Below are 24520 nucleotides of genomic sequence, written 5' to 3'. Positions count from 1 at the left end.
GGCTACTCGCGTTCAGCTTTTAGCACCTGCCCAATTCGCGGCGCGCTTTTCCGCGAACGACGCCAGCCCCTCGGCGGCTTCCGCGCTCTGTCGCTTCAGCGAATGCAGATGCACGAGCCGCTTGTAAGCCGCATCGTCCACCGCCATGCCGCCGAACGAACTTTCCAGCGCGAGCCGCTTGGTCTCGGCCATCGCCTCCGATCCGTTGGCAAGCAACTGCTCGACCACCTTGGCGCCGGCGGCGTCGAGATCGGCGAGCGGCACCACCTCGTGGACGAGGCCGATACGACGGGCGTCCTCGGCGCCGAAACGTTCACCTGTCAGCGCGTAGCGGCGGACTTGCCGTACACCAATGGCTTCGCAGAGCTGCGGGATGATGATGGCCGCGGTCAGGCCCCAGCGCACTTCGGTGATCGAGAACAGCGCGTTGTCGGCCGCGATCACGACGTCGCAGGCCGCGATCACGCCGGTGCCGCCGCCAAAGCAGCCGCCCTGCACCAGCGCGACCGTCGGGATAGCCAGCGTATTGAGCCGCTGCACGGCCTCGAACGTCGCCCGCGACGCGGCCTCGTTCGCCTCGCTCGATTGCGGCCGCACGCCGTTGATCCATTTGAGGTCGGCGCCAGCCTGGAAATGCTTGCCATTGCCCTTGAGCACGACGACGCGAAGGTTGGGCTTGCTGCCGAGATCGTCCATGGCCGCGAGCACGCCTGCGATCAACGCGCCGTCATAGGCATTGTTAACCTCCGGCCGGTTCAACGTGACGGTCGCAACCCCACGCGCATCCAGGGTCCACAGGACGGGGCTATCGGTCATCGGTGTTCCTCCGCTCGTTTGTTTGGCGCGCACTATGACCGAGGCTCCGCGCCCTGATCCATATCTTTCGAGCGTAGGGCAGCCGCGTCCATCGCATGGCGGCTTGTGTCATGCTGCCGCGGGGCGGCATCAAGGGATCAGGGACGGACATCACATGCGCATCTGCATTTTCGGCGCGGGCGCCGTCGGCAGCCATCTTGCAGTTCGGTTGGCCCGCGCCGGCCACGAGGTCTCGTGCGTGATGCGGGGCGCGCACCTGGAGGCGGTCCGGGCCAACGGCCTCAAGCTGCGCGTCGGCGATTCCGAGGTCTCCGCCAAGGTGAACGCCTCCGGCGATCCGGCCCAGCTCGGCCCGCAGGACGTCGTGATCAGCACCTTGAAGGCGACCGCGTTGACCGGGCTGGTCTCCAGTCTCAAGCCGCTGCTGCAGGACAACACCGCGATCGTGTTCGCGCAGAACGGCATTCCCTGGTGGTACCGGATCGGCCTGCCGCCGCGGCACCCGACCCCGCCGGACATTTCCTTCCTCGACCCGGGCGGACGCCTGCGCGCCTGCATTCCGAAAGAGCGGATCGTCGGCGGCGTAGTCTTCTCCTCCAACGAGGTGATCGCGCCCGGCGTGGTGCAGAACCTGACGCCGGACCGCAACCGCCTGCTGATCGGCGAATGTGACGACCGCAATTGCGAGCGCATCACGACGCTCCGCGGTGTCTTCAGCGACGCACGGCTGGAATCGCCGCCGGTCGCCGAGATCCGCGAGGCGATCTGGTCAAAGCTGCTGACCAACATGTCACTGTCGGTGCTGTGCCTGCTCACCGGCCAGACCGCGCGCGGCGTGCGCGATGACCCCGCCTTTGCGGATGTCATTCCGCGGATGCTGAACGAGGCCAACGAGATCGCTCAGCATTTTATCCCCGAGGTCAAGCGCGTATCACGCAGCGGCCCCGCCCCCAACCACAAGCCGTCGCTGCTGCAGGATTACGAGCTCGGCCGCGCCATGGAGATCGACGTCCTGGTAAAGGCGCCCCAAGCCTTCGCGCGCACCGCCGGCCTGTCGACGCCGACGCTCGACTTGATCGCCGCGCTCGCGATCCAGAAGGCGCGCGACAAGGGGCTATATTCGGCGTGAGATTTCAGGCGAGGCTGTCGATCCAGGCCGCGAGCGTATCAAGCACCTCTGTCAGCGCCTCTTCATTGGTGCGGCCGGACTTTTTCAGCACCGCGAAGGAGTGATCGCCGCCTTCGATCTCATGCAGCGTCGCCTTCGGGGCAAGAGCGGCGATGACCGGCTTGAGGAGGCCGAGATCGGCGAGCCCGTCGCGGGTGCCTTGCAGGAACAGCATCGGGATCTCGACATGGGCGAGATGCTCGGCGCGCTCCGTCGACGGCTTCTTGTCGGCGTGCAGGGGAAAACCGAGGAAGGCGAGCCCTTTGACATCAGGCAGCGGAGCCTTGGACTGCGCCTGCGAGGTCATGCGCCCGCCGAAGGATTTTCCACCCGCAACGAGCATCACACCCGGGCAGAGCCGCGCGGCTTCCTCGACTGCCACGCGGATCGTGGCGTGGGCGACCGCAGGCTGGTCGGGACGGCCCTGCTTGTTTTCCATGTAAGGAAAATTGAAGCGGAAGGTCGCGATGTCGCGAGCAGCGAGCCCCTCCGCAATCTTGTCCATCGATGCATGCCGCATCCCTGCACCGGCACCATGCGCCAGGACGTAGCAGGCGCGCGCCTTGTCCGGCTGCGTCAGGATCGCGGAGACCGTGCCGATGCGCGCGATGTCGAGCTTGAGCTCTTTGGTTTTGACGGTTTGGATTTTGACAGCCACAATCAACCATCCCGATAGACGCTGCTCCGGCCGCCTTGGTAGCGTCACCGGCACAGCCTGAAAACACAATAATTGCCGCCAAAGGCTGGCCTAACCAGGCCGGCAAGCCGCATTGACCGAGGTGACCATGTCCTACCGCTCCTCCTGGATGACCGAAGAGCTCGAAATCTTCCGCGACCAGTTCCGGAAGTATCTTGCCAAGGATCTGGCCCCGCATGCCGAAAAATGGCGCGAGCAGAAGATGGTCGACCGCTTTGCCTGGCGCGGGCTCGGCGAGATGGGCGCGCTGCTGGCAAGCGTGCCGGAGGAATATGGCGGCCTGGGCGCCACCTTCGCCTATGATGCCGCCGTGCTCGACGACCTCGAAAGCACGGTGCCGGAGCTGACGACCGGCGTCTCCGTGCACAGCGCCATCGTCGCGCACTACATCCTCAATTACGGCTCGGAGGAGCAGAAGAAGCGCTGGCTGCCGAAGATGGCTTCAGGCGAGATGGTCGGCGCCATCGCCATGACCGAGCCCGGCACCGGCTCGGATTTGCAGGCCGTCAAGACCACCGCCAGGAAGCAGGGCAATTCCTACGTCATCAACGGACAGAAGACCTTCATCACCAACGGCCAGGCTGCCGACCTCGTCATCGTGGTTGCGCGCACCGGCGATGTCGGCGCCAAGGGCATTTCGCTGATCGTGGTCGAAACCTCAGGCGCGGATGGATACAAGCGCGGGCGCAACCTCGACAAGATCGGCCTGCATGCCTCCGACACGTCTGAGCTGTTCTTCGACAACGTCGCGGTGCCGCCGGACAATTTGCTCGGCGGCGAGGAAGGCCAGGGCTTCGTGCAGCTGATGCAGCAATTGCCGCAGGAGCGCCTCGCGCTCGCGGTCGGCGCGGTCGCGGCTATGGAGCGCGCGATAAAACTCACCGTCGACTACACCAAGGAGCGCAAGGCCTTCGGCAAGCCGCTGATGGATTTCCAGAACACCGCCTTCAAGCTCGCCGAGCGCAAGACCGAAGCGATGATCGCGCGCGTCTTCGTCGACTGGTGCATCGAGCGGCTGGTCGCAAAGGACCTCGACACCGTCACGGCGTCGATGGCGAAATATTGGTGCTCGGAGAAGCAGGTCGAGACCGCCGACGAATGCCTGCAGCTGTTCGGCGGCTACGGCTATATGCAGGAATATCCGATCTCGCGCATCTTCATCGATTCCCGCATCCAGAAGATCTATGGCGGGACGAACGAGATCATGAAGCTGTTGATCGCGAGGTCGTTGTAATCAAGCCGGCGTGAACGGCCTGCCGCTCAATTCGGATGCCACCACCGGCCGCCGATCACGACGCCTTCGGAGACGATCTTGCGGTCGCCGATCAGGTGCTCGCCGACGACGTCCTCATAGTCGAACTGGCCTTCCCTCACCGAGATCAGCGTGGCGTCGCCGACGCTGCCCGGCTTGAGGCTGCCGAGCTCGGGGCGCCGCAGCGCCATCGCGGCGTTGACGGTCGAGGTTGCGATGACGTCGGACAGCGGCATGCCCATGCACAGGAATTTCGACAGGGTCGTCACCTGATCGAAGGCCGGGCCGTCGATGCAGAGCTGATGAATGTCGGACGAGATGGTGTCGGGATAGAAGCCGTTGGCGAGCATCGCACGCGCGGTCTTGAATGCGAACGAGCCCTTGCCGTGGCCGATGTCGAACAGCACGCCGCGCTCGCGGGCGTCGAGCACCGCCCGCTTCACCGTGCCCTGCGCGGTCGCAGGCGTGTTGGGGAAGGGACGGAACGCATGGGTGAGCACGTCGCCGGGGCGCAGGCGCGCCAGCACCTCCTCGTAGCTCGGCGGCGGATGATCGATATGCGCCATCAGGGGCATGCCGACCTCGTTCGCGACCTCGAGCGCGATGTCGAGCGGCACGACGCCCGACGTGCCCGAGGAATGCAGCCCCACGCGCACCTTGATGCCGACGATGAGATCGCGGTTGGCGTCGGCCACCTTGGCCGCCTCGATCGGATTCATCAGCCGCAGCTCCTCGCTCTCGCCGACCATGATCCGGTGCGAGAAGCCGAAAATGCCGGCATGCGAGACATGCAGATAAGCGAGGATACGAACCTGGCTCGGCTCGATCACATGCTTGCGGAAGCCCGCGAAATTGCCCGGCCCCGCACTGCCGGTATCGACCGCGGTGGTGACGCCGGAAAGACGGCAGAACTCCTCGGCGTCGATGCCGAGCGACGTGCCGCCCCAATAGACATGGGTGTGGAGATCGATCAGTCCCGGCGTCACGATGTAGCGAGAGACGTCGCGCACCTCGGTGCCCGGATCCGCCTTGAGCCCACTGCCGATCGCCGCGACCTTGCCGCCGGAAAAGGCGACATCGGTCACGGCGTCGAGCTTCTGGGACGGGTCGACCACACGGCCGCCGCGCAGGATCAAATCGAAAGGCATTGTCGTCTCCGGATATGGCAGCGAGGCGGGGCGGCAGTCAGCCCGGGCCAGGAGGAAGCTTCGCGCTTCTAGCAATTTTTGCGCCGACGAGCGTATCAAACGCGACGATTGCTCACTGAAAAACTGGCGATCCCGGGAAGACTCGAACTTCCGACCTACGGTTTAGGAAACCGTCGCTCTATCCGGCTGAGCTACGGGACCGCGGAACCCGCAGAGCGGGTTACCGGGGCTTCATATCAAAGCGGAAGGGGGATCGGAAGCCCTCCGCGTTGCTCAATGCGGAGGGCTGCCGGTCATCTCATGCCCGGATATTGTTGTCCTTGACCACCTTGCCCCAAATGGCGACCTGCTTGTCGAAGAAGGTCTTGAAGGCGGGAGCGTCCTCGAGCAGCAGCGTCATCTGCTGCGTTTCCTTGAGCTGGGCGGCGGTCGCGGGCTCGCTCAGGATCTCCTTGGACGCCGTCGCGAGGCCTGCGACGATGTCCGGCGGCGTGCCGGTGGGCGCGAAGATGCCCCACCAGGCCAGCGTCTCGAAATCCGGAAAGCCCGCCTCGATCGCGGTCGGCGTATCCGGCAGGCCCGGCAGCCGCTCGCGGCCGAGCTGCAGGATCGGACGCAGCATGTTGGTGCCGAGCTGGGCTGCGACCAGCGCCGCAGATCCCGCGATCAGGTCGACATGGCCGCCGAGCACGTCGTTCATTGCGGGGCCTCCGCCGCGATAGGGCACGTGCATGATCTCGACGCCGGCCTTGTTGCCGAGCACGGTCATGGCGAGATGGCCGAGCGTGCCGATGCCGACGGAGGCATATTTCACCGCGCCGGGCGTCGCCTTGCAGGCCGCCACCACGTCGGCAAAGCTCTTGTAGGGGCGGCCTGCACCGGCAGCGATCACGTAAGGCGCGGTGCCGACCAGCAACACCGGCATTAGCTCGCGCTCGACATCGACGGGCGGCTTGTCGAGGATGGAGGGGATCACCGCATGGGAATCGAAGGTGACCAGGAACGTCGAGCCGTCAGGCGGGCTCTTGGCGACCTGCGCCGCGCCGAGCGCGCCTGCCGCGCCCGACTTGTTCTCGACAATGACGATGCGGTTGAGCTTGGTTTGCAGATGGCTCTGGAGCAGCCGCGCCATCGCATCGGTGGATCCGCCCGGCGGAAACGGCACCACCAGTGTGATTTTTGAAGCCTGCGCCAACGCCGGCGTCATCGCGAGAATAGCCGGCGCTGCCAGCAGCGTCCGTCGTGTGATCGTCATGGTATCCCTCCCCTGTTTTCTCGCGCCCGGCTTTTGCTCTTTGGCGCTTTAAGTGGTCCCGAAACCGGATCCCGCTTTTCTGTATTCTGGCCGCGGCGGACTGAAGATGTCCAGCACGCGGGCGCCGTCGGGGCCGGCGCGCATGGTGTGCGGCACATTACCCGGCGTGCGCCAGAAGTCGCCTTTCTTCACGGCAATCTCCTCATCACCCTGGACGCGGATGGCGGAGCCGTCGAGCAGCACGCCCCACTGCTCCTCGGGATGATGGTGCAGCGTGCCTTGCGCATGCGGCGCCAGCGTCACCACCGACAGCATCGCCTGCTCGCCGGAGAAGATGCGCGTGGTCACCCCTGCCGCGAGCTCGCGAAACAACCCGTCGCCGTTATCGTCGAGATTGTGGAATTCGTCCTGCTGGCTCACGCCGCCCTCCTCTTCATTCTCGCTGATCAGGATTTGCCATACGAGCCTTGATAACGGCCCTCGCGGATCGCCTTCAGCGTCTCCTCCTCGCGCGCGACCTGGGCTCGCACGGCGTCGAGCAGCGCCGCGGCACCGGCGGCGGCAAACGACACCACGCCGTCCTCGTCTCCGACGACGATGTCGCCGGGCGAGATCACGCTGCCGCCGATCGAAACAGGCACGTTGATCTCGCCGGGGCCGTTCTTGTAAGGGCCGCGGTGGATCACCGCGCGGGCATAGCAGGGAAAGTCATCGGCAGCGAACGCCGCGACGTCGCGGATCGCGCCGTCGATGACGTAGCCTTCGGCTTTGCGCCATTGCGCGATGTTCTTCATGATCTCACCGACCAGCGCGCGGGTCTCGTCGCCGCCGCCATCGACCACGATGACGTCGCCGGGGCCCACCAGCTCGAGCGCGCGGTGGATGGCGAGATTGTCACCGGGACGGGTGCGGACCGTGAAGGCCGTGCCCACCAGCTTGGCACCGCGATGATAGGGTTTGAGCCCCACGGCGCCCGGCAGCCGGCCGAGATTGTCCGAAATGACCGGGGTCGGCGCACCGCGAAAGCCCTCGATGATCGCGGCCGGCGGCTTCGGCACAGCGTTCGCGGCGATGGTGATGGTCATAATCTCGGTCCTTCCCATGAATTCTCTTAATCGGCGTCCGCCCGCGCCTTCGCCGGCCAAATCCGGAACGCGCGCCCCTCCTTCATCCACGCCGCGCGCTCGTCGCGCAACAGCGTGCGGCGAACTTTACCGGAATCGTCGCGTGGTGGGACGGTGACGATCTCGAAGCTCTCCGGGTGCTTGTAGCGGCTGAGCCTGTCTTTGAGGAAATCCGCCATTCCGTCGGCGATGGCTTGGCCGTCCGCATCGCTCTCCGGCTCGATGATGGCGTGCACGCGCTGGCCCAATTCCGGATCGGGCAATCCCACCACCACGCAGGAGCGCACGCCCGGACAGGCGGAGACGGCAGCTTCGACCTCGGCGGGATAGATGTTGGCGCCGCCGCGCAGCACCATGTCGGCGAGGCGGTCACCGAGATAAAGGTAGCCTTCCGCATCCAGCCTGCCGATATCGCCCAGCGATTCCCAGCCGTCGGCGCGGCGCTTCGGCTCGGCGCCGAGATAGTGATAGGTGGCGTCATTGCCGTCATTGTTGAGGAAGTAAATCTCGCCGGTCTCACCCGGCGCAACGTCGTTGCCGTCCTCGCCGATGATGCGCAAGCGCGCCGTCTCGCCGATCTTGCCGACCGAGCCCTGGTGCGTCAGCCATTCCTTGCCGGAGATGATGCAGGAGCCCTGTCGCTCGGTGCCGCCATAGAGCTCCCAGATCCGCTCAGGCCCGAGCCAGGCGATCCAGTTCTCCTTCAGCCAGGGTGGCATCGGAGCGGCCATGTGGAAGACGGTTTGCAGGCTCGACACATCGTAGGCGTTGCGCACGTGCTCCGGGAGCGCCCAGATCCGGTGCATCATGGTCGGCACGAAATTGACCCATTGCACGCGCTCGCGCGCAATTTGCCGCAGCGCCTCCTCGGCGTCGAACTTGACGAGGCCGGTGAGCTGGCCGCCGGTGAACAGCGCGTAGTGCGACACGATGAACGGCGCATTGTGATAGAGCGGACCGGGATTGAGCAACGAGACCCCGAAGGGGATGTTGAGCGGCGGCGCGGCGACCGTGTCGATCACCGCCGGCTGGTGATCGAGGATCACCTTCGGGCGGCCGGTCGATCCGCCGCTGGTCATGGCTTTCCAATAGCGCGCCACCGGTGCGGTGAGCGGCTCGTCCGAAAACCCTTCCGGCACGAAATCCGCGGGCAGACGGTTCGGCGCGTTCCAGTCGGCTTCGCCGCCGACCACCAGCGCCGGCTTCAGGATGTCGAGCACCGCGGCGGCTTCGCCGCGCGGCAGCCGCCATGACAACGAGGTCGGCGTCGCTCCGCATTTCCACACTGCAAACGAGGTCTCGAAAAACGCATTGCAGTTGGGCAAACCGATCGCGACAAAGTCGCCGGGCTTGACACCCTTGGCCATGAACGCCCGCGCGCGCCGGTTGGCGCCGCGTTCGAGCGCGTCCCATGTCAGCGTATCCTGCCCGTGACGGACGGCGATCGTGCCTTGCGGTTTGCGTTCGGCGTACCAGCGCGGCACATCGGACAGGGGCAGCAGCATGAGGCGTTTCCACTTCGTATTCTTGGCGTCGCCGATGAGGCGAGCGCAGGATGAAGTGACGCTGTGACTCCTGCGCCACGTCAAGCAAAAAATGTCAGCATCACAGCCATGAAATTCCCGGGTTCCATGGGTGACAAGCAGGCCATAAAGGGCAAAAATCAGCCCGACTCAGTTCGGGTTGAGTTTTGCAAGGAATGCTCTCGTAGAATGTCGGACGTAGTTGCATCGCGTCGTGCGGCGCTTGTCGTTGCTGCAGCAGGATTTTTCCTGCTGGCGCCGTCGCATGCCCAGGCACAATGGTGGAAGCGCGCGCCTGTTGACTTCGAGGCCTGCGCCGACGCCGCCGAGAAAGCTACGACCAAATCCGAGAAGACGGCTGCGCTTGCCGACTGCAACGCCAAATTCGCCGGCCGGCGCAAGGCGGGCGGCGGCTATTCCTATTACGATTTCCTCCAGGACCGCAGCTTCGACATCGCCGGGCCCAATCCGACGCCGGAGGAGCAGAAGAAGATCGACGAATCCTACACCGCCTATCTCGCCAATCAGCGCCGCAGCAATGAAGCCGCGCAGGCCACCGCGCGCCAGCAGCGCGAGCAGCAGGAACAACAGGTGCAGCAGCTCCAGCGGGTCGCGTTGCGAACCGAGGTCGAGCGCGTGCCCGTGCCGGTCGAGCGGCCGAAAGTCCAGCAGGCCGCCATCGGCGACGCGCGGCCGCGGCCGAAGGGCACACCCTGCACCAAGGGCTCGTTCTCCTGCGAATGGCCGCGGCTGTCGGATGGATTGAACGACATCAAGAAGCTGTTCAGCCCGACGCCGAGCAAGCCCGCGAAGAAGGGCTGAGCTGCGTCGCCGTCATTGCGAGCGCAGCGAAGCAATCCAGCATCTCTCCGCGGAGGCAGTCTGGATTGCTTCGCTACGCTCGCAATGACGAACTGGGCGGGGATCCGTCTCCTAGCCTCAGTTCGTGTGCTTCTTCTTGCTGCGCTTCGGTTGAGCAACCGGCGCATTCACCGGCGCCGTTGTTGTCGGTGAACTACCCAACTGCGAACGACTCTCCTTCAGGCGCGCGTCATAGCCGGGCGAATTCGTGACGGTCGGCGGCCTTGCCTGAGCAAACGTGGAAGCTGCACATAAGGCGGCGAGCACGACCCCGATCGTCAAACAACGTTTCATCGCACGTCTCCCGTCAGCCGGCGTGAACTCATGCAGCGCCGCGAACCTGCTGCGGCGTCAGCCGCGGCGGACCCTTGCCCGCGGCCTCAGCCTCGTTGATCAGCGCAACAATGCGGCGCGACAGCGGCACGTCGACACTGTTCTGTTCGGCGAGGGCGATGATCGCGCCCTGGAGATAGTCGATCTCGGTCTTGCGGCCCTGCTTCAAATCCTGCCACATCGAGGAACGCGCCTCGGGATCGATCTTCATGGTCCTTCCCAGGATCAGGTCGAAAATCGGATCAGGCAGTCTCAGCAAGGCGGGCGTCCAGGACGACGGGATCGGCGTCGCCGAGACCGGTGTGATGCCGGCGGCCCTCATTGCAGCCAGCCCCTCCGCCATCTGATCGGCGAACAACCTTCGCCATTCGCGGTTCCCCAATTGCGCAGCGAGGGGCATGTCGGACAAGGCGCTGAGCGCGTTGTTCAAATTGATGATCAGCTTGCCCCATTGCACGCCGGTGATGTCGCGGCTCGCGCGCATCGTGAGCCCCGGCACCGACAGAGCTGCGGCCGCGTTCGTGTCATCTTGGCCAACATGAATGTCGCCAGAGGTCGAGCGGTGGAAGCGGCCCTCGCCCATCCCGACCACGTTGAAAGGCACCATGCCGGCGAGCACGCGGCGATCGCCGAGGCGATCGCGCAGCACCGCGACGTTGCCGACGCCGTTTTGCAGCGAGACGATGACAGCGTCCTGCGGCGCATGCTGCGCGATCTGCTTGGCGACAGCTGCCGTGTCGGCGCTCTTCACCGTGACCAGCACGATGCCGGCGCTGTGCAAGATCGCGGGATCTTCCGATAGCGCGAGTTGGCCCGGATCGAGCTTCTTCTCGGAGCCGTCGAAATCGGTCAGAAGCAGACCGAACCGCTCGATCTCGGCCTTCACCCGCGGTCGCACCAGGAACGCGACGCGGCGACCGGCAGCCGCCAGGGTGCCGCCGACAAAACATCCGATGGCGCCCGCGCCGGCCACCACGATCGGTCGATCCGTCATCATCTTGGCTTGCCCCCTCAACGATCCGCCCTCGATAGCAGAGGCTGTGTCTGCTGCCCATTCCCGGAGTTGCGGCGCAATCGCCTTGTAACCGTCATGACGGCCTCATATGTTTTCGAACGGGGCTTGTTACCGGCAACAAAGCGCCAAGGGAGAACGCCATGGGTTTGCTCGACGTCCTCAACGGCATGCAGAACGGCCCGCGCGGGCCAAGCACGCCGAGTTCACAATCCTCATCCAGTGGCGGCATGTCGCCCATGACCATGGCGCTGCTTGGCCTGCTCGCCTGGAAGGCATTCAAGCATATGAGCGGCAACCAGAGCGGCAGCGCGCCGCAGCCGTCCCCGGCACCGACGCCGACGCATCTCCCCCCGCCGGTGAATGCAGGCGCTGGTGGTGGCCTCGGCGACCTGTTGAAGGGCGGCCTTGGCGGCCTGCTCGCGGGCGGCGCGGCCGGCAGCGTGCTCAGCGGCGGGCTCGGCGATCTCCTCAACCAGCTTCAGCACAGCGGTCATGGCGATACTGCCAATACCTGGGTCGGCAAGGGCGAGAACAAGGCGATCGCTCCAGGCGATCTCGCCAATGCGCTCGGCGCCGACCAGATCGAGAGCCTGTCCGCCCAAAGCGGCCTGTCGCGTGACGAGCTGCTCTCGGGCCTCAGCCAGTATCTGCCGCAGGTGGTCGACCATCTGACGCCGGACGGACGGCTGCCGACCGAGCAAGAGATCGCGGGCAGAGTCTGATTGGTTTAGTCAAACGAGGGGAGCACGGACATGAGCATGGGTGGCTTGTTGTGGATCATCGTCGTCGGCTTCATCGCCGGCCTCATCGCGCGTTGGCTGGCGCCGGGACCGAACAATCCGAGCGGCTTCATCCTCACCACCATCCTCGGCATCGCCGGCGCGTTTCTCGCGACCTTCATCGGTCAGGCCATCGGTCATTACGGTCCCGACCAGGGTGCAGGATTCATCATGGCCACCATCGGCGCCGTGGTGGTGCTGTTCATCTGGCACCGGCTGGTGGCGAGCGGCGTGATCAAGGGGTGACGCTTCAAAACGCCGAAAGCGGCACACCGCCACCTCATCGTCATGCCCGGGCTTGACCCGGGCATCCACGTCTTTTGATCCGCGCGGCGACACGTGGATGGCCGGGTCAAGCCCGGCCATGACGTGGAGAGAGCGGAGGCCGGGTCAAGCCCGGCGACGACGTGGAGAGAGCGGAGGCCGGGTCAAGCCCGGCGACGACGTGGAGAGAATGTGCCGCGCGATCACGTCACCAAATGCATCCCCGCATCCATGCGCACGACTTCGCCGGTCATGTTGCTGGAGGCCGGCATCGCCAGGAAACAGACGAGCTGCGCGATGTCTTCCGCCGATGACGCGACCTTCAGCGGCACCTTCGCCGCGACGCTGTCGCGCACCTGCTTGGCGCCCGCCTCGCCGCGGCCCTTGGTGAACCAGGGTGTATCGATATAGCCCGGGCATACCGTGTTGACGCGGATCAGCGGCGCCAGCGCGCGCGACAGCGACAGCGTCATGGTGTTGAGCGCGCCCTTGCTCGCGGCGTATGCGATCGACGATCCGACGCCGCTGATGCCGGCGACCGAGGAGATGTTGACCACGGCGGACGGCCGCCCAGAAGCTTTGGCGCCGGCCTCGAGCAGGCTGCGCGCCGCGCGCACCATCTGGAACGGGCCGATGGTGTTGACGCCGTACAGGCGCTGGAAATCTTCCGCCGACAATCCGTCGAGATCGGCATGGACGACATGCTTGGTGGTGCCGGCATTGTTGACGAGCACGTCGAGCCGGCCCCAGCCGCCAGCTGCCGCGACGATCTTGCGGCAATCGTCATCCTTCGAGACGTCGCCCTGCGCGACCAGAACTTCCGGTGAGCCCGCCTTGCGGCAATGCTCCGCGGTCGCCTCCGCTTCCTTCTGGCTCGAGGAATAGTTGATGACGAGCCGCGCCCCGCTCCGTGCGAGAATTTCCGCGGTCGCAGCGCCCAGGCCGGAGGCGGACCCCGTCACGATTGCGCACAAACTGTCCTTTGCCATCCGGATTTCCTTCCCCTTGATTGAGTATCGACGTTCTGTTTAGCGAGTTTGCCGCGCCCTGCAAATCGAGCAAACTCCGCTAAGCGGAATTAGCTCATCGCCCATGCCCGCGCCGCAGGTTGACCTGCGATCAGCGCTTGTCAGGGCCATGGCTTTTTTGGATCATCGGGCGCAAGAAGAACCTGCGCGCCCGCCCCACTGGGGCCGGATGCGCCAATGGCAAAACACGGGGAACGCTGTGGCGGAGAGTGACAATATCGTCGTCGAGACCGCGGAGAAAATCTTCGCCGATCTCGCCGATCCGCAGACCGTCAACAACGACAAGAAGGATTCGTGGCAGGCGCCGCTGTGGCAGGCGCTGAGCGAGGCCGGCCTGCCGCTGGCCTGGGTGCCCGACGATCTCGGCGGCTCCGGCGCGAGTCTGGCCGACGGCTTTGCGCTGCTGAACGCGGCCGGCCGTTTCGCAGTCGCGGTTCCCCTGGCCGAGACCATGCTGGCCGGCTGGCTGCTGGCGCAGGCGAAGATCGCTTCCCCGGAGGGGGAGATGACGGTGCTGCCGGCGTCGCCCAAGGATCGCATCACCCGCGATGCCGATGGTGCGCTCTCCGGCCGCGCCCGCGGCGTGCCCTTCGCAAAGGCGGCAAAGCACTTCGCGGTGCTGGCCCACGGCAAGGACGGAGTCGCGGTCGCGCTGGTGGATGCGAGCAAGGGCCGGATCGAGACCGGACTCAATGTCGGCTATGACCACAGCGACACCGTCACGCTCGACAAGGTCCAGCCCCTCACCATCAAGCCCGCGCCGAGCGGCTTTGACCAGACCACAATGATGCTGATGGGCGGCGTCGCGCGCAGCCTTCAGATCGCGGGCGCGCTGGAATCGATGCTCGACATCTCCGTGCGCTATTCCAACGAGCGCGTCGCCTTCGAGAAGAAGATCTCCAAATTCCAGGCGGTGCAGCACAATCTCGCCCGCCTCGCCGGCGAGTCGGCTGCTGCGCTTGCGGCTGCGACTTCCGCGGCCGACGCCATCGCCAACGCAAAGTCGTTCGATGACGCGGTCTATCTCGAAGCCGCCTCCGCAAAGATCCGCTGCGCGGAAGCTGCGGAAAAGGGCGGCGCCATTGCGCACCAGGTCCATGGCGCGATCGGCTTCACCCTGGAGCACATCCTGCACCGCTATTCGCTGCGGGCGCTTGCCTGGCGCGACGATTTCGGTTCGGAAAGCCACTGGGCCGTCGAGCTCGGCAAGCTCATTGCCAACCGCGGCGCCGACGAATTGTGGCCGCTCGTGGCTTCGCGCTGATCAGGGACGAGACAACAATGACCGCTGCCCTCCGTTTCGATCCGATCCGCCTGCCCGAGAAATGCGAGCAATTGCGCAAGGAAGTACGCGCCTTCCTCGCGGAGGAAATCGCCGCCGGTACCTTCGATCCGCACAAGCCCAACCGCGAAGACACCGACGCGCCGGAATTCTCCCGCCGGGTCGGCGCCAAGGGTTGGCTCGGCATGACATGGCCGAAAAAATATGGCGGCCAGGAGCGCTCGTTCCTCGAACGTTACGTGGTGACGGAGGAGATGCGCGTCGCCAACGCGCCGACGCGGCGCTTCTTCGTCGCCGACCGCCAGAGCGGACCGGTGCTGATCAAATACGCGCCTGAGCACATCAAAATGGACATCCTGCCGCGCATCTGCCGCGGCGAGATCTGCTTCGCGATCGGCATGAGCGAACCGAACTCCGGCTCGGACCTGTTTGCCGCGAAGACCCGCGCGACCAAGACCGACGGCGGCTATCTCATCAATGGCACCAAGATCTGGACCTCGTCGGCGCATATCGCCGACTACATGATCGCGATCTTCCGGACGTCGCAGCCGACCAAGGAAAACCGACGTCACGGCCTGACCCAGTTCCTGGTCAAGATGAAGCAGCCGGGCATCCAGGTGAACCCGATCGGCCAGATCACCGGCCAGTACGAGTTCAACGAGGTCGTGTTCACCGATTTCTTCGTGCCTGACGATCATGTGCTCGGCGAAGTGGACGGCGCCTGGAAGCAGGCGACCAGCGAGCTCGCTTATGAGCGTTCGGGCCCCGAGCGCTTCCTGGAGACCTATTACGTGCTGACCGAGCTGGTTCGCGCCGTTGGTCCCAATCCGGATACCCGCAGCGCCGAAGGCATCGGCCGGCTGGTGGCGCAGCTCCACACCATGCGGCGCATGTCGGTCTCGGTCGCGGGCATGCTGCAAGCCGGCAAGGAGCCGGTCGTCGAAGCCTCCATCGTCAAGGACATCGGCACGGTGTGGGAACAGCAGCTGCCGCACCGCGTGCGCGATCTCGCCGCCTTCGTCGAGGAGACCGCGACCAACCGCGAGACGCTGGAGCGGCAGCTCGACTTCGCCATCAAAACCGCGCCGAAACTCACCATCCAGGGCGGCACCACCGAGGTGCTGCGCGGCATCATCGCCCGCGGGCTTGGTTTGCGCTAATCATTCGAGGACATCATGAGCACCTATAAAGATATCGGCGTCGAAAAAGTTGGTCACGTCGGCACCATCGAGATCCGCCGCCCGCCGCTCAACTTCTTCGACATTTCGCTGATCAACCAGATCGCGGACGCACTCGACGAGTTCGATCGCGACATCGAGATTCGCGCCTCGGTGCTATCGGCCCAGGGCAAGGCGTTTTGCGCCGGCGCCAATTTCCAGGACCCGGCACGACAGGCGCAAGAGGCGCGCGAAGTCGATAAGACGGCCAAGGGCGATCCGGCCGATAGCCTCGGGGCGATCAATCATCTCTACATCCAGGCCGTGCGCATCTTCCGCGCCAAGAAGCCGATCGTCGCGGCCGTGCAGGGCGCCGCCATCGGCGGCGGACTGGGCCTCGCGGTCTCGGCGGACTTCCGGGTCACCTGCCCCGAAGCGCGCTTCTCCGCGAACTTTACAAAGCTCGGCTTTCATCCCGGCTTCGGCCTGACTGTGACGCTGCCCGAGCTGATCGGAAAGAACAACGCCGAGCTGATGTTCTACACCAGCCGCCGCGTCACCGGTGAGGAGGCCTTCAAATGGGGCCTCGCCAACGAGCTGGTGCCGCAGGACCAGGTCAAGGCGGCCGCACTGAAGCTCGCCGGTGAAATCGCCGAATGCTCCCCGCTCGGCCTCGTCTCCACCCGCGCCACGATGCGCGCTGGCCTCGCCGATCGCGTGATGGCCGCGACCAATCACGAGCTCGAGGAGCAGACCCGACTGCGCGCCACGGAAGACTTCAAGGAAGGCGTGAAGGCCACGGAAGAGCGGCGGGTCGCGAATTTCAGGGGGCGGTAGGTCCTTTCTTCCTTCTCCCCTTATGGGAGAAGGTGGCGCGAAGCGCCGGATGAGGGGTTGTCTCCGCAAGCCATTCTCTTGCGCTTGTGGAGAGAGACCCCTCACCCGTCTCGCCGCTTCGCGGCGAGCCACCCTCTCCCACAAGGGGAGAGGGATGATCTCCGCCCCACCACCAGCGCGTCCACGATCGTCACGCCCTGCCCTTCCGCGTGCACCAGCACCGGGTTGAGCTCGATCTCCGCGATCTCCTCTGCATGTTGCGCGGCAAGCACGGAAATGTCCGCGATCAACTGCGACACCGCCGCAACATCCGCCATCGCCGCCCCGCGAAATCCCGTCAGCAGCGGCGCGGCTTTCAAGCGCGCCAGCATCGTGCCGGCTTCTTCTGCGCTGACCGGCGCCGGGCGGTAGACGACGTCGCGGAACAATTCGGTCGTGATGCCGCCAAGGCCCACCATCACCATCGGCCCGAACGTCGCGTCTGTCATGGTGCCGACGATGATCTCGACACCCTGCTTCGCCATCGGGCAGACCAGCACGCCCTGAATGGCCGCCTCAGGCCTGTGCTGGCGCACATTGTTGAGCAGCGCCTCGAACGCCAGAAACGCTTCGCCCTTTGTGGTGATATTGACGCGCACGCCGCCGACCTCGCTCTTGTGCGCGATGTCCGGCGACTGGATCTTCAGCACCACCGGAAAGCCGACGCGGGCGACGGCATCATCGAGCTCGCCCTTGTCCTTCACCAGCACTTCATCCGGCAGCGCGATGCCGGCGGCGCGGAGCAATGTCTTGCTGTCGGCTTCCGAGAGCGCAGGCGATTTCAGCTGTGCTGAGATGTCCCGCGCGGGGACTTGCGCCCCGTCCGCGGGCCTCTGCAGCTCGAAGGTGGCATAATCGACGAGCTGCCGCATCGCGACGCCGACATAAGTGAGGCCGGAGAGCACCACGACGCCGGATTTGGCAAGCTCGCGCCGCGCGAAATCGGACGGTACCGTGTAGGAATAGAACACCACCGGCTTGTGCTGCGCGGCCAGCACCGGCGTCAGCTCGGCTTCCTTGAAGGGCTTCCGGACGTCGCTCGACAGCGACAGCACGATCAGGATTGCGTCGATCTCGTCCGACGCGGTGAGCACATCGACGCTCTTTTGCAAGCCGCCCGAGGTCACGCCCTGCGCCGTGACGTCGATCGGGTTGCGCGCGGTGCCGTAGGACGGCATCAGCGCGCTGATCTCCGCCTGGACTTTTTCGGAGAGCTCCGGCACCTGCAAGCCTTGCAGCGCCACGGCATCGGCGCCCCAGATGCCGGCGCCGCCGGAGACGGTGACCACGGCGACGCGATCGCCTTTCGGCAACGGATTGCTCGCAAGCACAGCTGCGATCGTCAGCGCCTCGTCGAGATCGTTGGAGACGATGAAGCCATATTTGGCGAACACCGCGTCGTAGGCCGCCGACCATCCGGCCATGCTCGCGGTGTGCGAGGCGGCCGCGCGCATCCCGGCGCCGGAGCGGCCGACCTTCGTGACGATGACAGGCTTTTTCAGTTCGGCGGCGCGCCGCGCTGCCGCGAGAAACTTGTCGACGTCGCGAATGCCTTCGATGAACAGCAGGATCACGTCCGTTGAAGCGTCCTGCACCATGTAATCCAGAAACTCGCCGGCCCCGAGATCGGATTCGTTGCCGGCACTGACGACATAGCTCACGGCAATGCCGAGCGCACTGGCGCGGTGATAATACGCAAAGCCGATGCCGCCGCTCTGCGCCACGATGCCGATCCGCTTCGTCGTGGCGACCAGCGGCACCACGCTCGGCTTGACGTCCACGGCGGGACTGAACGTCGCCGCCACGCGCTGCTTCTGGCTGAAAAAGCCTTCGGCATTCGGACCGGAAATCCGCATGCCGGTGCGCCTCGCCAGCCCCGCGATCGCGTCCTGCATCGCCGCGCTCTCCCCGCCCTCCTCGGCGAAGCCGGAGGAGATGATAACAGCGTTCTTCACGCCGGCGGCGGCGCATTGTTCGAGCGCGGCGAGCACCGCGCGGGCGGGGATGAGGATGATTGCGAGATCGACCGGCGCGCCGATGTCGGTGATCGATTTGTAGCAAATGAGGCCGTCGATCTCGGCGTAGTTCGGGTTCACCGGATAGATTTTTCCGGGATACTCGTTCTTGCGCAACATCGACAGCAGGCGCCCCGGAATCTTCTCGTGATCGCGCGAAGCACCGATCAGCGCGATGCTGGCGGGTGCAAAGAAGCTGTCGAGCGGATGCGGCATGTGCAGATTCCAATTGTCGGTCTGGCGCTACCCCCGTCATGGCCGGGCCTGTCTCGCCTGCGCGGCCGAAGCCGCTTCGGCCGCGCAGGCGGGACAGGCCTGGCCATGACGACACAACGAGAACTAGCGCAAGTGGTCAAGCAGCGAGCCGAAATGTCACGCCGCTCAGCAGAAACTCATTGCCCGCCACCGCGAGCCCCTTGGCCTTGGCGGCATGCAGCACCTGGGCCACATCTGTCACCTGAAACTCCAGCGCGCTCATGATTTCGCTGGCGCCCTTCACGAACCGGAAGGTCGCGTTGGTCAGCTTCAGTTCGACATCGCCACTCGGCGCCACGCCGATGAGCTTGCCCCAATGCTCGGCCAGCCCTTGCGGGTCCGGGCTCTGTATTTCCACGCTCGTCAACGCCTGCGTCACGTCCTTGCGGATGAATTTATGCCAGTCTGGCCCCGCTGGCGGATAAGGCCCCAAAATGTCGTCGCTGCCTTCGGTGTGGTTGAACTCGATGAAGGCGGCGCGACAGTCGCGGGGATGGAGCTGCACGCCGTGATAGGGCGCGTGGTCGATCACGTTGGCGGTGCGCACGCCCAGAGCGTTGGCGTTACGGCCGCGCTCGTCGGGATCGTTGCAGCAGAAGATCGCCATGTAGCCGCCGCGGCCGCCGCTCTTCTCGATGAAGCGGCCGGCCGTGGTGCCCTCCTTGAACGGCGCGACCACCTCCAGCAGGATCGTGTCGACCGGCAGCAGCGCGTTCTCCAGGCCGTATTTCGCGACGTTGCCGTCGCGGTAGCAGACAGCGAGGCCCATGATGTCAGCGATATCCGCGATCACGGGCGCGAGCTGCGGCGCGACCAGGCAGATCTGCCGCAACCGCATATAGGGCGCCATCGTCATGCGCCCTTGAAGGTCGGCTTGCGCTTCTCGACGAACGCCTTTGCGGCCTCCTTGTGATCCTCGGTATCGCTGCAGCGGGTGTGATGGATCGCCTCGCCGTCGAAGCAATCCTCCAGCGCGAGATGCTCGGCATTGTTGATGTTGCGCTTGATGAAGCCAAGCGCGATCGACGGGCCCTGCGCCAGCGACAGTGCGAGCTCGTGCGCGGCCGTATCGATCTCGGCGTCGGGAACAACCTTGGTCACCATGCCGATCGCATGTGCTTCCTTCGCGGTCAGCACCGGCGAGGTCAGATAGAGCTCGCGCGCCCGCGCACTGCCGAGCAGCTGGGTGAGGAAATAGGTGCCGCCGTAATCGCCGGAGAAGCCGACTTTTGCGAAGGCGGTGGTGATCTTGCAGGATTCGGAAGCGACGCGGAGGTCACACGACAGCGCCATCGACAGACCCGCGCCGGCGGCAGCTCCATCGAGCTGTGCCACCACGGGCTTTGGCATCTGGTGCAGGATACGCGACACTTCCATGCCGCGGCGCAGGTTCGCCATTTTCACTTCGAACGGCAGCGGCGCCCGGCCCTCCGCCATCGACTTGACGTCGCCGCCGACGCAGAAGGAGCCGCCCGCGCCCTTGAACAAGACCGCGCGCACCTCCGGATCATCCGCCGCGCGCCGTGCCGCCACGACCAGCCCGGCCACCATGTCCGGGTTGAGCGCGTTCTTGCGCTCGGGCCGGTTCATGGTGATGGTGAGCAGCCCGCCTTCGAGCTTCTGGAGGACCATGTCGTTGCTCATGGGACGTCTCCCTTGTTGTTGTTTGCTTCGGTCTATCGACGCTCGTCATTGCGAGCGAAGCGAAGCAATCCAGAGATGTTTCCGCGGAGACAGTCTGGATTGCTTCGTCGCTTCGTTCCTCGCAATGACGGTGTTTATTTCTTCACCAACGGGCAGCGCGACTGCTCCAGCGACTGGAACGCCTCGCTGCCGGGCACGGTGGCGAGCAGCTTGTAGTCGTCCCAGCGGCCCTTGGATTCCGACGGCTTCTTGACCTCGAACAGGTACATGTCGTGCAGCATGCGGCCGTCCTCGCGGATCTTGCCGTTCTTGGCGAAGAAGTCGTTGATCGGCGTCTCCTTCATCACTTTCATCACCGTCGCAGCGTCGGTCGTGCCGGCTGCCTTCACCGCTTTCAGATAGTGAGTCACGGACGAATAGACACCAGCTTGCGCCGAGGTCGGCGGCCGCTTCATACGCTCCTGGAAGCGCTTCGAGAACGCGCGGGTGTCATCGTTGAGATCCCAGTAGAAGGCTTCCGCCAGCAACAGGCCCTGCGCGGTCTCGAGTCCGATGGAGTCGATATCGGTCACGAAGGCGAGCAGCGGCGAGACCTTCTGGCCGCCCTTGGTGATGCCGAACTCGGCCGCCTGCTTGATGGCGTTGACGGTGTCGCCGCCGGCATTCGCAAGCCCGATCACCTTGGCTTTCGAGGCTTGGGCCTGGAGCAGGAACGACGAGAAATCCGACGTGTTGAGCGGATGGCGCACGCTGCCGAGCACCTTGCCGCCGGTCTTGGTCACGACGGCGCTGGTGTCCTTTTCCAGATCCTGGCCGAAGGCGTAGTCGGCGGTGAGGAAGTACCAAGTGTCGAGGCCCGACTTCACGGCCGCAAGGCCGGTCACATTGGCCTGACCGTAGGTGTCGAACACGTAGTGAATGGTATAGGGACCGCAGGCCTCGTTGGTGAGGCGGATCGAGCCCGGGCCGTTGAACATGATGATCTTGTTGCGCGCTTTCGCGATCTCGCCGGCGGCGAGCGCGGTCGCGGAGGCCGCGACGTCATAGATCATTTCGACGCCCTGATTGTCGAGCATGTCGCGGGCGATATTGGCGGAGAGATCGGCCTTGTTCTGATGGTCGGCAGCCAGCACCTGGATCTTGCGGCCGAGCACCTCACCGCCAAAGTCCTCCACGGCCATCTTGGCCGCGGTCTCGCTGCCGGGGCCGGTGATGTCGGCATAAAGGCTCGACATGTCGAGGATGCCGCCGATCTTCAGTGGCGGCTTGTCCTGGGCCTGCACGGCGCTCGCGCTCAGCGCCAACGCAGCGGCAAAAATGCCCGACAAAACATGCTTCATCGAAAAGACCTCCCTTATCGCGCCGTACTCTGATGGCGGCTTGGTTATTGCTGTTACCGCAATCATGCCGCATGCGCGACAGCGCAGCAAGCGCACGGGACGATGCAGATGAACGATCAACACGCGCTTTCCGCAAAGCGGAATGACGAGATGCGGAAGAGTGCCTCCGCCGTCATTGCGAGCGCAGCGAAGCAATCCAGGATCTTTCCTCGGAGGGACTCTGGATTGCTTCCCTGCGCTCGCAATGACGGAGTATGAACAAACAGTCTTCGCGCCCCACCGCGCTTGAGTTATGGTTGGAGCGCAACGCAACCTTTCCGGGCAACGTGACGCGACTGCTTCATCTCATCGTCGCATGTCTTCTGGTCGCGGCTCGCGGTGCGTCCGCCACGCCGTGCCAGTTCGAGTCCCAGGGCGAAGGCCGCGTCACCGCGATCGATGCGCGCAGTCTGCGTCTCGATGACGGCCGGGAAATCCGCTTGACCGGCATCGAGCCGACCGCAACCACGAAGCAGGCGCTGACGACGCTGCTCGTCGGTCGCGACGTTATTTTGCGCAGCGCCGACGACACGCCCGACCGCTATGGCCGCCAGGGCGCGCTGGTCTTTGTCGGCGAGAGCGACATCTCCGTGCAGGCGACGCTCCTCGCCGAGGGCGACGCCATCGTCTCCGCCGAGATCGCCGATAAGGACTGCGCGGCCGCCCTGATGGCGGCGGAGGCCGAGGCAAGGCGCCAAAAAAAGGGCAGCTGGGCTGACCTGTCGGCCATAAAAAACGCGGAAAGTCCGGACGATATTTTGGCGGGGATCGGGCGTTTTGTGGTGGTCGAGGGCAAAGTCCTGTCGGTCCGGCAAGCTGGGGCAATGACCTACCTCAACTTCGGACGAAACTGGACACGCGGCTTCGCCGTGACTATTTCAAAGCGCATGATACCCGCGTTCGAAAGCGCCGGGATCGCCCTTAAGTCTCTGGAAAATAAGCGTATTCGTGTCAGGCGCTGGGCTGAGGGGAATACGGGGCCGCGTATCGATGTACGCCTCGTGGGACAAATCGAGTTGCTGGGCGCAAACGAGCCGACAGGGGTAAGGCCCTAAAAAGGGCCAGGCACGGGTTAAGCGACGTGAATGGGGTGCTAGGACGGCACGGACGAGGTGAACGCCGCCGCCTGCGGGCAGCGCCGGCTGCGCTATGCCTCGTGCTGGGTTCAGCCCTCGCCGGTTGCGGCGATATGGGCCGGTTCCAGACCGCGGCGGCGCCCCCGACCGTCGCAATGCCCAAGCCGAAGCCGGCCGTCGCGCAGACCCCCGCCACCGAAAAGGAGCACGAGCGCATCCTGGCGAGCTACGGCGGCACATATGACGACCCCAGGCTCGAATCGCTCGTCACCAAGACCGTCGACCGCCTGGTCGCAGCGTCCGACCGCCCCGATCAGGGTTACAGGGTCACGATCCTCAATTCCGGCGCGGTGAACGCCTTCGCGCTGCCGAACGGCCAGCTCTATGTCACGCGCGGTCTTCTTGCGCTGGCGAGCGATACGTCGGAATTGTCCTCCGTGCTCAGCCACGAGATGGCGCATGTGCTGTCCAAGCACGCCGCGATGCGCGAGGACCAGGCCCGCCAGGCCGCGATCGTCACCCGCGTCGTCACCGACATGAGCAACGATCCCGATCTCACCGCGCTGGCGCTCGCCAAGACCAAGCTGACCATGGCGAGCTTTTCGCGCAATCAGGAGTTCGAGGCCGACGGCGTCGGCGTCGGCATCTCCGCCAAGGCCCATTTCGATCCTTATGGTGCTGCACGCTTTCTCTCGGCGATGGAGCGCAATGCCGAGCTGAAGGTCGGCAAGACCTCGCTCGATCCGCGGGCGCAGGATTTCACCTCGTCGCATCCGGCAACGCCCGAGCGCGTGCAGAACGCGCAGACCATCGCGCGGCAATACGCAGCGCCAGAGGGCGGCGAACGCGACCGCGAGACCTATCTCGCCGCGATCGACAATCTCGTCTACGGCGAAGACCCCAGCGAAGGTTTTGTCCGTGGCCGGCGCTTCCTGCATCCGAAGCTCGGTTTCACCTTCCAGGCGCCGGACAATTTTACGCTCGACAACACCGCGCAGGCCGTGATCGGCGTGCGCGACGGCGGCTCGCAGGCGATGCGCTTCGACGTCGTGCGGGTGCCGGCCGAACAGTCGCTGGGCGATTACCTGAATTCCGGCTGGATGGAGGGCGTCGAGAAGGCCTCCACCGAGGACATCACCATCAACGGTTTTCCGGCTGCGTCCGCCACCGCCAAGGGCGACCAGTGGCAGTTCAAGGTCTATGCGCTGCGCTTCGGCAGCGACGTCTACCGCTTCATCTTCGCGGCACGGCAGAAGTCGACCGAGAGCGAGCGCAATGCGCGCGAGACCGTCGGTTCATTCCGCCGCCTGACGCTCGACGAGATCCAGGCCGCGCGCCCGCTGCGCATCAAGGTCATCACCGTACAGCCTGGCGACACCGTGGAATCGCTCTCCCACCGCATGGCCGGCGTCGACCACCCGGCCGAGCGTTTTCGCGTGCTCAACGGGCTCGATCGCAACGCGCAGGTGAAGGTGCGCGATCGTGTGAAGGTCGTGGCGGATTGACGCGCGGTGGTTCCGCAAACTCCGCTGTCGTCCCGGCGTCGGCCGGGACCCATAACCCCAGGGAGCAA

Annotated in this window: 24 protein-coding genes and 1 tRNA gene; 10 read left to right on the top strand and 15 right to left on the bottom strand. The window is 65.1% G+C overall.

Going from position 1 to position 24520, the window contains the following annotated elements:
* Positions 1 to 12: 12 nt before the first annotated feature.
* Positions 13 to 816, bottom strand: a complete 804-nt coding sequence (locus tag IVA93_RS02095) for an enoyl-CoA hydratase-related protein (RefSeq protein ID WP_018452982.1) — start codon at positions 814 to 816, stop codon at positions 13 to 15.
* Between the two features lie 154 nt (positions 817 to 970).
* On the opposite strand from IVA93_RS02095, the gene IVA93_RS02090 reads away from it, so the two are divergent.
* Positions 971 to 1945, top strand: coding sequence for a ketopantoate reductase family protein (locus tag IVA93_RS02090; RefSeq protein ID WP_018452981.1), 975 nt, complete (start codon positions 971 to 973; stop codon positions 1943 to 1945).
* 4 nt (positions 1946 to 1949) lie between these two features.
* On the opposite strand, the gene IVA93_RS02085 is transcribed toward IVA93_RS02090, so the two are convergent.
* Entirely contained in the window at positions 1950 to 2648 is a 699-nt protein-coding gene (locus tag IVA93_RS02085) for an alpha/beta hydrolase family protein (protein WP_018452980.1), read from the bottom strand.
* 121 nt (positions 2649 to 2769) lie between these two features.
* On the opposite strand from IVA93_RS02085, the gene IVA93_RS02080 reads away from it, so the two are divergent.
* Positions 2770 to 3915 carry an acyl-CoA dehydrogenase family protein gene (locus tag IVA93_RS02080; RefSeq protein WP_018452979.1) on the top strand — a complete coding sequence of 382 codons (1146 nt, stop codon included), beginning with the start codon at positions 2770 to 2772 and terminating at the stop codon, positions 3913 to 3915.
* Positions 3916 to 3941: 26 nt separating this feature from the next.
* Here the strand turns inward: IVA93_RS02080 and IVA93_RS02075 are convergent, their stop codons facing one another.
* The 6 genes from IVA93_RS02075 to IVA93_RS02050 all read right to left on the bottom strand — a co-directional run bounded on the left by IVA93_RS02075 (position 3942) and on the right by IVA93_RS02050 (position 8965).
* Positions 3942 to 5081, bottom strand: coding sequence for an amidohydrolase/deacetylase family metallohydrolase (locus tag IVA93_RS02075; protein ID WP_018452978.1), 1140 nt, complete (start codon positions 5079 to 5081; stop codon positions 3942 to 3944).
* Positions 5082 to 5205: 124 nt separating this feature from the next.
* Positions 5206 to 5282: transfer RNA gene (locus IVA93_RS02070), tRNA-Arg, on the bottom strand.
* Positions 5283 to 5379: 97 nt separating this feature from the next.
* Positions 5380 to 6336, bottom strand: coding sequence for a tripartite tricarboxylate transporter substrate-binding protein (locus IVA93_RS02065; protein ID WP_018452977.1), 957 nt, complete (start codon positions 6334 to 6336; stop codon positions 5380 to 5382).
* A gap of 48 nt (positions 6337 to 6384) precedes the next feature.
* The gene (locus IVA93_RS02060; RefSeq protein ID WP_018452976.1) at positions 6385 to 6756 is read right to left on the bottom strand and encodes a cupin domain-containing protein; all 372 of its coding nucleotides are present in this window, start codon (positions 6754 to 6756) and stop codon (positions 6385 to 6387) included.
* A gap of 26 nt (positions 6757 to 6782) precedes the next feature.
* Complete coding sequence (locus tag IVA93_RS02055; protein ID WP_204514026.1) at positions 6783 to 7421, bottom strand: RraA family protein; 639 nt, start codon at positions 7419 to 7421, stop codon at positions 6783 to 6785.
* Between the two features lie 26 nt (positions 7422 to 7447).
* On the bottom strand, positions 7448 to 8965 hold the full coding sequence (locus IVA93_RS02050; protein ID WP_247299205.1) for an AMP-binding protein: 1518 nt from the start codon (positions 8963 to 8965) through the stop codon (positions 7448 to 7450).
* A 207-nt stretch (positions 8966 to 9172) separates the two neighbouring features.
* On the opposite strand from IVA93_RS02050, the gene IVA93_RS02045 reads away from it, so the two are divergent.
* On the top strand, positions 9173 to 9805 hold the full coding sequence (locus tag IVA93_RS02045; protein ID WP_018452973.1) for a hypothetical protein: 633 nt from the start codon (positions 9173 to 9175) through the stop codon (positions 9803 to 9805).
* A 117-nt stretch (positions 9806 to 9922) separates the two neighbouring features.
* On the opposite strand, the gene IVA93_RS02040 is transcribed toward IVA93_RS02045, so the two are convergent.
* On the bottom strand, positions 9923 to 10138 hold the full coding sequence (locus IVA93_RS02040) for a hypothetical protein (RefSeq protein WP_083926313.1): 216 nt from the start codon (positions 10136 to 10138) through the stop codon (positions 9923 to 9925).
* A 28-nt stretch (positions 10139 to 10166) separates the two neighbouring features.
* Positions 10167 to 11174 carry a 2-dehydropantoate 2-reductase gene (locus IVA93_RS02035; protein WP_247299203.1) on the bottom strand — a complete coding sequence of 336 codons (1008 nt, stop codon included), beginning with the start codon at positions 11172 to 11174 and terminating at the stop codon, positions 10167 to 10169.
* Positions 11175 to 11332: 158 nt separating this feature from the next.
* Between IVA93_RS02035 and IVA93_RS02030 the strand changes: the two genes are divergently transcribed.
* Together IVA93_RS02030 and IVA93_RS02025 are read left to right on the top strand one after the other, a co-directional pair.
* Complete coding sequence (locus tag IVA93_RS02030) at positions 11333 to 11914, top strand: YidB family protein (RefSeq protein ID WP_026232432.1); 582 nt, start codon at positions 11333 to 11335, stop codon at positions 11912 to 11914.
* A 30-nt stretch (positions 11915 to 11944) separates the two neighbouring features.
* Positions 11945 to 12217: a GlsB/YeaQ/YmgE family stress response membrane protein gene (locus IVA93_RS02025; RefSeq protein ID WP_083926312.1), complete on the top strand. Its 273-nt coding sequence runs from the start codon at positions 11945 to 11947 to the stop codon at positions 12215 to 12217.
* 221 nt (positions 12218 to 12438) lie between these two features.
* Here the strand turns inward: IVA93_RS02025 and IVA93_RS02020 are convergent, their stop codons facing one another.
* Positions 12439 to 13224: an SDR family NAD(P)-dependent oxidoreductase gene (locus tag IVA93_RS02020; RefSeq protein WP_018452969.1), complete on the bottom strand. Its 786-nt coding sequence runs from the start codon at positions 13222 to 13224 to the stop codon at positions 12439 to 12441.
* Positions 13225 to 13462: 238 nt separating this feature from the next.
* Here IVA93_RS02020 and IVA93_RS02015 point away from each other — a divergent pair, with 238 nt between their 5' ends.
* The 3 genes from IVA93_RS02015 to IVA93_RS02005 are packed head-to-tail and all read left to right on the top strand — an operon-like array spanning position 13463 to position 16539.
* The gene (locus tag IVA93_RS02015; RefSeq protein ID WP_026232431.1) at positions 13463 to 14527 is read left to right on the top strand and encodes an acyl-CoA dehydrogenase family protein; all 1065 of its coding nucleotides are present in this window, start codon (positions 13463 to 13465) and stop codon (positions 14525 to 14527) included.
* 17 nt (positions 14528 to 14544) lie between these two features.
* Positions 14545 to 15705, top strand: a complete 1161-nt coding sequence (locus tag IVA93_RS02010; RefSeq protein ID WP_008133127.1) for an acyl-CoA dehydrogenase family protein — start codon at positions 14545 to 14547, stop codon at positions 15703 to 15705.
* Positions 15706 to 15720: 15 nt separating this feature from the next.
* Positions 15721 to 16539: an enoyl-CoA hydratase/isomerase family protein gene (locus tag IVA93_RS02005; protein WP_247453424.1), complete on the top strand. Its 819-nt coding sequence runs from the start codon at positions 15721 to 15723 to the stop codon at positions 16537 to 16539.
* 101 nt (positions 16540 to 16640) lie between these two features.
* Here the strand turns inward: IVA93_RS02005 and IVA93_RS02000 are convergent, their stop codons facing one another.
* The 4 genes from IVA93_RS02000 to IVA93_RS01985 all read right to left on the bottom strand — a co-directional run bounded on the left by IVA93_RS02000 (position 16641) and on the right by IVA93_RS01985 (position 21832).
* Positions 16641 to 18809, bottom strand: coding sequence for an acetate--CoA ligase family protein (locus IVA93_RS02000; RefSeq protein ID WP_204512778.1), 2169 nt, complete (start codon positions 18807 to 18809; stop codon positions 16641 to 16643).
* Between the two features lie 136 nt (positions 18810 to 18945).
* The gene (locus tag IVA93_RS01995; protein WP_026232430.1) at positions 18946 to 19698 is read right to left on the bottom strand and encodes a VOC family protein; all 753 of its coding nucleotides are present in this window, start codon (positions 19696 to 19698) and stop codon (positions 18946 to 18948) included.
* Positions 19699 to 19700: 2 nt separating this feature from the next.
* A complete protein-coding gene (locus IVA93_RS01990; RefSeq protein WP_085351625.1) occupies positions 19701 to 20492 on the bottom strand; it encodes an enoyl-CoA hydratase in 792 nt (263 codons plus the stop codon).
* A 134-nt stretch (positions 20493 to 20626) separates the two neighbouring features.
* A complete protein-coding gene (locus IVA93_RS01985; RefSeq protein ID WP_018452962.1) occupies positions 20627 to 21832 on the bottom strand; it encodes an ABC transporter substrate-binding protein in 1206 nt (401 codons plus the stop codon).
* A 254-nt stretch (positions 21833 to 22086) separates the two neighbouring features.
* Here IVA93_RS01985 and IVA93_RS01980 point away from each other — a divergent pair, with 254 nt between their 5' ends.
* Both IVA93_RS01980 and IVA93_RS01975 read left to right on the top strand, forming a co-directional pair.
* On the top strand, positions 22087 to 22926 hold the full coding sequence (locus IVA93_RS01980) for a thermonuclease family protein (protein ID WP_247789643.1): 840 nt from the start codon (positions 22087 to 22089) through the stop codon (positions 22924 to 22926).
* A gap of 134 nt (positions 22927 to 23060) precedes the next feature.
* Positions 23061 to 24452, top strand: coding sequence for a M48 family metalloprotease (locus IVA93_RS01975; protein WP_018452960.1), 1392 nt, complete (start codon positions 23061 to 23063; stop codon positions 24450 to 24452).
* The last annotated feature ends 68 nt before the right edge of the window (positions 24453 to 24520 follow it).

Origin of the sequence: Bradyrhizobium sp. 155 (assembly GCF_023101105.1) — a bacterium.
In the GTDB taxonomy this organism is placed as follows: domain Bacteria; phylum Pseudomonadota; class Alphaproteobacteria; order Rhizobiales; family Xanthobacteraceae; genus Bradyrhizobium; species Bradyrhizobium canariense_D.
Note: the sequence above shows the minus strand (reverse complement) of the source record. Positions and strands in the feature narration are given on the sequence as shown.